At 66.9% G+C, this 7160-nt stretch carries 9 protein-coding genes; 8 read left to right on the top strand and 1 reads right to left on the bottom strand.

Annotation, left to right across the window (positions count from 1 at the left end):
• Window positions 1-4: 4 nt before the first annotated feature.
• The 8 genes from efeB to A5711_RS18145 all read left to right on the top strand — a co-directional run bounded on the left by efeB (window position 5) and on the right by A5711_RS18145 (window position 6376).
• Window positions 5-1291, top strand: coding sequence for an iron uptake transporter deferrochelatase/peroxidase subunit (gene efeB, locus A5711_RS18110; RefSeq protein ID WP_067948896.1), 1287 nt, complete (start codon window positions 5-7; stop codon window positions 1289-1291).
• A 162-nt stretch (window positions 1292-1453) separates the two neighbouring features.
• Window positions 1454-1978, top strand: a complete 525-nt coding sequence (locus A5711_RS18115) for an OsmC family protein (RefSeq protein WP_067948898.1) — start codon at window positions 1454-1456, stop codon at window positions 1976-1978.
• Window positions 1979-2000: 22 nt separating this feature from the next.
• Entirely contained in the window at window positions 2001-2477 is a 477-nt protein-coding gene (gene cynS / locus A5711_RS18120) for a cyanase (protein WP_067948900.1), read from the top strand.
• Complete coding sequence (locus A5711_RS18125) at window positions 2474-3541, top strand: acyl-CoA dehydrogenase family protein (RefSeq protein WP_067948902.1); 1068 nt, start codon at window positions 2474-2476, stop codon at window positions 3539-3541. The genes cynS and A5711_RS18125 overlap by 4 nt, the downstream gene beginning before the upstream one ends.
• A gap of 10 nt (window positions 3542-3551) precedes the next feature.
• On the top strand, window positions 3552-4172 hold the full coding sequence (locus tag A5711_RS18130) for an RNA polymerase sigma factor (protein WP_067948904.1): 621 nt from the start codon (window positions 3552-3554) through the stop codon (window positions 4170-4172).
• Window positions 4169-4438: a hypothetical protein gene (locus A5711_RS18135; protein ID WP_067948905.1), complete on the top strand. Its 270-nt coding sequence runs from the start codon at window positions 4169-4171 to the stop codon at window positions 4436-4438. Before A5711_RS18130 ends, A5711_RS18135 begins: the two co-directional genes overlap by 4 nt.
• Window positions 4435-5349 (top strand): formate/nitrite transporter family protein, encoded by a 915-nt coding sequence (locus A5711_RS18140; RefSeq protein WP_067948907.1) that lies wholly within the window; start codon window positions 4435-4437, stop codon window positions 5347-5349. Before A5711_RS18135 ends, A5711_RS18140 begins: the two co-directional genes overlap by 4 nt.
• Window positions 5350-5485: 136 nt before the next feature.
• The gene (locus A5711_RS18145) at window positions 5486-6376 is read left to right on the top strand and encodes a universal stress protein (RefSeq protein ID WP_067948910.1); all 891 of its coding nucleotides are present in this window, start codon (window positions 5486-5488) and stop codon (window positions 6374-6376) included.
• Here A5711_RS18145 and A5711_RS18150 read toward each other — a convergent pair.
• Window positions 6268-7160: FAD-dependent monooxygenase (locus A5711_RS18150; RefSeq protein ID WP_197520819.1), on the bottom strand; the 893-nt coding region annotated here is incomplete at its 5' end. The two genes, A5711_RS18145 and A5711_RS18150, sit on opposite strands and share 109 nt — an antisense overlap.

Below are 7160 nucleotides of genomic sequence, written 5' to 3' on the forward strand. Positions count from 1 at the left end.
CCCGGTGACCGACGACACGACCGAACTCGACGAAGCCGCAGCGGTTTCACGCCGCCGGATGCTTGGCGGTGCCATGCTGGCCGGGCTCACCGGCACCGCCGTCGGCGCCACCGGTGGAGGCTTCGCGGGTTACGCGCTGGCGGCCGAACGCAACGGCGACGACGACAACGACAACGTCGACCTGCGGCGTAGCTATCCGTTCTACGGCCAGCTGCATCAAGGCGGAATCGCCACGCCGCCACAGCGTTACGCCATGTTCATGTCCTTCTCGCTGGCCGCCGGCGCGGGCCGCACCGAGCTGCAGACCCTGCTGGCGCGTTGGTCCGCGGCGGCCGCGATCCTGCAGCAGGGAAAGCCCGTCGGCACCGTGCAGCCCCAGGTCGAGGTGCAGCCGCCCGTTGATACCGGGGAGGCCTATGGACTGAGCCCGGCTAGTCTCACCGTCACCGTAGGGTTGGGACCGTCGCTGTTCGGCGATCGCTTCGGGCTGGCCCCACGGCGCCCCGCCCTGTTCATCGATCTGCCGCCGCTCAACGGGGACAACCTGGACCCCCGCCTGCGCGGGGGTGATCTGTCAGTGCAAGCCTGCGCCGACGACCCCCAGGTCTGCTACCACGCCGTGCGAAACCTGGCCCGCCTGGGCCGCAACATCGTCTCGCCGTCCTGGGCGGTGCTGGGATTCGGACGCGCATCGGCCGGCCCCGGCCAGCACACGCCGCGAAACCTCCTGGGCTTCAAGGACGGAACGCGCAACATCGCCACGGACGCGGAGTACGACCGGTTCGTCTGGGTCGAGGACAGCGACCAGCCGTGGATGAACGGCGGGACCTATCAAGTCGTGCGCAAGGTCCGGATGCTGCTCGAGACATGGGACGTCGACCGCATCGGGAATCAGCAGCGGATCTTCGGCCGCACCAAGGAGGAGGGTGCACCGCTGAGCGGCAAGGGCGAATTCGATACCCCCGACTTCACCGCCAAAGGCCCCGACGGCAACCCGCTGATCGACCCGATGTCTCACGTCGGCCTGGCCGCCCGGGAGAACAATGACGGCATCATGATCCGGCGCCGGTCCTACAACTACACCGACGGTCTCGACGCCAACGGCCAACTCAACGCCGGCCTGCTGTTCATCTCTTACCAAAAAGATCCGCAAGATTTTATTCGCCTGCAGAATCGGCTGGGCGCACACGACCTGCTCAACGAATACATCCGCCACATCGGTTCAGCAATCTTCGCAGTGCCGCCCGCGCCCGCCGAAGGCCACTACATCGGGCAAAGCCTTTTCAGCTAAGCAAACTGCCCGAGCGCCGTCCGGCGTTGGACCGTGCCGCGTTTCGGCTGTGTGATGTTTCGTGTCGCCGACGTAAATCAATTAAGCCCGCCGTCACGCAGCGGCCGTCGCAGAGCACTAACTCCGTGAAGCCGCAAAATCAGCGAAAACGGAGGAAGTCATATGACCGACGGGCTCGTCATCGACGCCGAAGGGCTCGACAAGCTGTCGTGTAACGCCCGGGCCAACCCGGAAACCGGCAGGAAGACTCTGAAAGCCAAGACGGTGTGCGAGGCCGGGTTCCGTAACATGACCTACGTGCGCGATCTGGCGCCGATGCTGGTGGGCGAACCGCCCGCGCTGCTCGGCGACGACTCCGCGCCCAACCCCTCCGAGACCGCGCTGGCGGCGCTCGGTTCGTGCGTGTCGGTGGGCTTGCTGGCCAACGCGACCCACCGCGGGGTGACACTTACCAAGATCGAGGTCGAGATGGAGGGCGACATCGACATCTCCGCGGTGTGGGGAGTGGGTGACACGCCCGAGGGAAAACGGCTGGGCTTCAGCGCGGTCCGGTGCAAGGTGACGCTGGCCGGAGACGCCGACGACGCGACTCTGAGGGAGATCCACGACAACGCGATCGCCTGGTCGCCCGTGGTGAACACGTTCCGCAACCCGGTGAGCGTCGACTCGACTCTGTCCACCGAATAGGCATCGGGACGGGAAGCATTCGGTGGCAACAACATTGACCAAGACCGATCTTGGCGAGCTGATCAGGTTGGCCCGCGTCAAGCGGGGATTGAGCTGGGCGGAGATCGCCGAATCGATCGGCAAGGACCCGGTGTGGACCGTCGCCGCGCTACTCGGGCAGCATCCCCTCGCGGCCGGCGATGCGGCAACGGTCGCATCGCTTCTCGACCTCGACGACGAGGCGGCAACGGTCCTGCAAACGGTGCCGTACCGGGGTTCGGATGCGGCCACGGCGACGGATCCGACGATCTACCGGTTCCATGAGGCGCTGGCTGTCTACGGTCCGGCGATCAAGGAACTCATCCATGAAGAATTCGGTGACGGCATCATGAGCGCGATCAACTTTCAGATGAGCGTGCAACGGCGGCCGCACCCCGAAGGCGACAGGGTGGTCGTCACTTTCGACGGCAAGTTCCTCGACTACGCGTGGACACACTCGGCCCAGGAGGTATCGCGATGACGGCGACGATGAATTCGGCTGCCAGCCGGTTGAGTATCGAACTGTTGGAAGACATCCGGGCCCATGCCGGGGCGCTGGACCGCGGCGAGCATCCATCGCGTCGCAGTTTCACCGCACTGGGTGCCGCCGGTCTGCTCGGGCTCGGGGCACCCGCCAACGCCGACGGCAGGCTCCCCGAGATGGCAGAAGCGATCCGGTTGATCTCCGGAGAATGCATGAGCACCGGGTTCTCGTTGTGGGCCCATCGCATGGCTGTGGAGTATTTGCTCACGGCGGCAACGCCTTACGGTACGGCGGCGGCCCAGTCGCTTTATGCCGGGACCACGCTGGGGGTGACCGGCATGGCCTCGGCATTCAAGGAGGCGGCCGGCTGCGGAAGCCTGGAGTTGACGGCCACACCGGTCGAGGGGGGCTACCAGGTGTCCGGACCGATCAGGTGGGCCAGCAACCTCTACCCCGACTCGACCATGGTGACCGCGGTGCGTACCGACGCCGGGGAGCGGCTGATCGTGGCCTTGCCGCTGAACACCCCGGGCGTTGTGCTGGGCGATCACTTCGACCTGCTGGCAATGGGTAGCACCGCCTCGTCGTACCTGAACCTGACGGGCGCCTACGTCCCCGCGGAGCAGGTGTTGTCGCGTGACTTCGACGACTTCCTGCAGGCGGTCCGCCCGACGTTCCTCGTCTTGCAGTCGGCGATGTGCCTGGGACTTACCGGGACTACCGTGAGTCAGGCCAAAATCGGTCTCGGCGGGGTGAACTCGGTGTTCAGCGCTCAAGTCGAGCATGTGGCGGAAAAGCTCGCCAGTGCGGAAGCGACGTTGGCGGAACTTGCGGCGGCGGTGGGCGGTGACGAGTCGCCCACCAAGAGGGAGCTGTTGTCGCTGCGGCTCGCCGCGGCCGAACTGTCCAGCGCCGGTGCGGATCTCGAAATCCGCACCGCTGGCGGCAAGGGTTACGCGAGCAGGACATCGGCCAGCCGTCGCTACCGCGAGGCGGCGTTCATCCCGGTCCAATCGCCGTCCGAAGGGCAGCTCCGCTGGGAATTAGCCGCATGCGCTTGAGTTCGAGACGATGGTGACCCCGGTGGCGGTGCCGCCGGGCGGCACCGAATCGGAACGCGTGGTCGGCGGTATTCCGCTGGCGAATCTGGTGCGCGACTTTCATCGGCCGATGGTCAATTTCGCCCGCACCATGGTGGATTCGGCGACGGTGGCCGAAGAGGCCGTGCAAGAGGCGTGGGTCCAGGTCCTGCAGTCCGCGGATTCGTTCGAGGGACGTTCCTCGGTCGGCACCTGGCTGTTCGGGATCGTGAAGAACACCGCGTCGCGGCACCGGCGCCGCGAATCCCGCATCCGCGACCACGAGGTGCTGTCCGCGGATGACGTCGACCCGCTGGTGAGCCGCATGCATCCGGCCGGCCATCCCGATGCGGGGCACTGGAGTATCCCGCCGTCGCAGCGCTTCCTGCCGGAGGACCACACCGTCGAGAACGAGCTCATCGGGTATGTCCGTGCGGCGTTGGACGCGCTGCCCGAGCGGCAACGGCAGCTGGTCATCCTGCGCGACATCGTCGGTACGACGGCCGAAGAGGCGGCCGAAATCCTCGAACTGACCGCCGAGGGGCAGCGCGCGCTGCTCTACCGCGCCCGGGGAAATCTTCGCAACGAATTGGAAAAGCGGTATCGCCGATGACCATCCACGACAACGCGGTCCCCGCCATCGACTGCGTCGACTTCGTCCGCCTCGTCGACGAACTCGTCGACTCCGATCCACGGCGGTGGGGACCGATCGTCGCCAAGCACCTCGACGAGTGCCCCCCGTGCCTGGTCTACCTGCAACAGATGCTCGACCTCAAGGTTCTGCTCAACCACGTCTTCGAGGGGGAGAGGCTCAGCGAGGAGCACGTCACCGGGGTCATCAACGCGATCAACGCTTTACGGAAAGGGCAACACCGATGACGATCAACGCGCAGGCGCCACAATTGGGAGGCGCGGCGCCGGCGGCGCCCGCATTCGCCGACTTCCCCGCCGGCGTCACGCCTAAGCTCGTCGCCGACGACCCGTTCGAGCCGCTCAGCGTCGGTGCCATGGTGGACCGGGTGGCCGCCATGGCCGTGGAAAAGGCAACGCACCCGTGGGCGTTTCTGATGCGCTCGTTGGTCGGTGGTGTGATGGTCGCGTTCGGCGCGCTGCTGGCGTTGATGGTGAGCACCGGAGTCAGGACCCCAGGCATCGCAAGCCTGTTGATGGGCCTGGCATTCGGCATGTCGTTCGTCCTCATCCTGGTGTCCGGCATGTCGCTGATCACCGCCGACATGGCCGCGGGATTCCTCGCCGTCCTCAACCGCACCATGAGCGTCGGCGGCTACGCGCTGCTGGTTACCGTCGGCCTGATCGGCAACGTTCTGGGCGCGCTGGTGTTCGTCACGGTGTGCGGGGCCGCGGGAGGCCCATACCTTGGCGCCTTCGCCGAGCGGGCGGCTGCCGTCGGCGCGCAGAAGGCCGGCCAGCCGTTCTGGACCGCCCTGCTGCTCGCCGTGGTGTGCACCTGGTTTCTGCAGACGTCGATGTGCATGTTCTTCAAGGCCCGCAGCGACGTCGCCCGCATGACGTTCGCGTTCTACGGACCGTTCGCATTCGTCATCGGCGGAACGCAGCACGTGATCGCCAACGTCGGCTTCCTCGGTCTTCCCCTGTTGCTCAACTTGTTTCACCCGGCCGCACCCCGCGGCGGGATCGGTTGGGCATTCGGCCAACACGGCCTGCTCACCAACCTCGGCATCACCACCGTGGGTAATTTGATCGGCGGCACGCTGTTCGTGGCGTTACCGTTCTGGGTCGTCGCGCGGCTGCAACGGCATCGCGCCTAGCCGGCGAGTGGCCGTGGCGTTAAGGCGGTCTTAACCAGTGCCGCGGAAGCCCTCCGTCCCGTTGGTTAGGGACTTAAGCCTCACGACCGACGACCCCTCGGGTTTATAGCGTCGCTGGTGATGGAGGGAGAACGAAATGTCCGGACCTGATCAACAGCGCGGCGTCGTCGTCGCGGTGGACGGCTCGCAGGCATCGAACGCCGCTGCGATTTGGGCCGCCCACGAAGCGGCGATGCGCAAAATTCCGCTGACCGTCGTCCACGCGGTGACGACCCCGACCGCCACCTGGCCGCCGGTCCCATACCCCGAGTCTCTAGCGGTGCGGCTGGAAGACGAGGGCAAGAAGGCCATCATGCACGCGATCAAGCTCGCCGAAGAGGCGCTGCCGGCGAACCGACAGGTCACCATCCAGCGGGAACTCGTGTACTCCAGCCCGGCACTGGCCCTGATCAACATGTCCGGCGAGGCAGAGATGATCGTTGTGGGCACGGCGGGACGCGGATTGCTGGCCCGGAGCGTGCTCGGTTCGGTCAGCGCGACCGTGGTGCGGCATGCCCATTGCCCGGTCGCGGTCATCCATGGTGACGAGATGCCGGACATGCGCAACGCTCCCGTCGTCGTGGGAGTCGACGGCTCGCCGGCTTCCGAGCTCGCGATCGAAATCGCCTTCGACGAAGCCTCCCGTCGCGGTGTCGAGCTGACGGCCGTGCACGCATGGAGCGACATCACGATAAGCGAACTCCCGGAAGCGGATTGGTCGTCGCTGGAAGCGGAGGCGCACCGCAATTTGGCCGAGAACCTAGCGGGCTGGCAGGAACGCTACCCCGATGTGACGGTGCAGCGATTGGTCGTACGTGACGAGCCGGCCCGGCAGCTCGCCGACAAGTCCGAAACCGCCCAGCTCCTGGTCGTGGGTAGTCACGGTCGCGGCGGTCTGACCGGCGTGCTGTTGGGATCGGTCAGCAACGCGGTCCTGCATTCGGTGCGGACGCCGGTGATCGTCGCGCGCCCGGGGGCTTCCGCCTGAACTGCGGCGGGGCAAAGGATTGTTGCCGTCCAGGCACAGAGGGCGGCAACGTCGCGTCCGGCGTGCGCCACCGTGCGGTCGGGGCGAACCAGTGCGGCGGTGGCACGGCCTCGTTCTAGCCATGCCTCCAGCGGGCTGCCGCCTTCGGTGACCAGCACGGCGACGTCGCGCTGCCGCAGCGCCGCCTCGTCGGCCGCACCGGGGCGGGCGGTGCTGATCAACGCGAAACCGGCACCGAGCACGTCGTCCAGGCGTTGACCGTTGCGTAGCGCCGGATTCGGGCAGAGCGTGCCGGCGAGCCGGTGCCGTCGCAGGGATCGGCGTACCAACGCGGAACGCCGCAGCGCAGGCGTTCTCGAGTCGGCGACCTTGTCCCGCAGGCCGGGGATGAGCCGCAGCCGCGGCAACACCGCCCGGCGCGCCGCGTCACCCGGGCGGCCGCCGCCGGTCATGGCCCAGCCGACGCTCAGCGCCAGGCGAATCATGGATCGGGTATGCGGTTTGCGTTCCCGCTCATAGGTTTCCAGAACACTCGGCGCCAGGGCGCCGTGGTGGACTCCGGCGATCTTCCACGCGAGGTTGGCCGCGTCTCGCAGTCCCGCTCCCATACCCTGGCCGATGAACGGGGGAGTGAGGTGTGCCGCGTCGCCGAGGATGAAGACGTTGCCTCGACGCCAGCGGTCGGCGATCTGCGCGCGGAAGGTGTACTCGGCGACGCGCAACAACGTCAGTTCGCCGACGGGTACGGTGCTCGTCCATGGCTCGATCAGGGGCCGCAATCGGG

It is taken from the genome of Mycobacterium sp. E2238 (assembly GCF_001672665.1).
GTDB lineage: Bacteria > Actinomycetota > Actinomycetes > Mycobacteriales > Mycobacteriaceae > Mycobacterium.

What these genes read in the sequence shown, in the direction of transcription:
- A5711_RS18115 (WP_067948898.1), top strand. Translation starts at nt 1,454, where the DNA reads ATGACCGACGGGCTCGTCATCGACGCCGAAGGGCTCGACAAGCTGTCG.
- A5711_RS18125 (WP_067948902.1), top strand. Translation starts at nt 2,474, where the DNA reads ATGACGGCGACGATGAATTCGGCTGCCAGCCGGTTGAGTATCGAACTG.
- A5711_RS18130 (WP_067948904.1), top strand. Translation starts at nt 3,552, where the DNA reads ATGGTGACCCCGGTGGCGGTGCCGCCGGGCGGCACCGAATCGGAACGC.
- A5711_RS18135 (WP_067948905.1), top strand. Translation starts at nt 4,169, where the DNA reads ATGACCATCCACGACAACGCGGTCCCCGCCATCGACTGCGTCGACTTC.
- A5711_RS18140 (WP_067948907.1), top strand. Translation starts at nt 4,435, where the DNA reads ATGACGATCAACGCGCAGGCGCCACAATTGGGAGGCGCGGCGCCGGCG.
- A5711_RS18145 (WP_067948910.1), top strand. Translation starts at nt 5,486, where the DNA reads ATGTCCGGACCTGATCAACAGCGCGGCGTCGTCGTCGCGGTGGACGGC.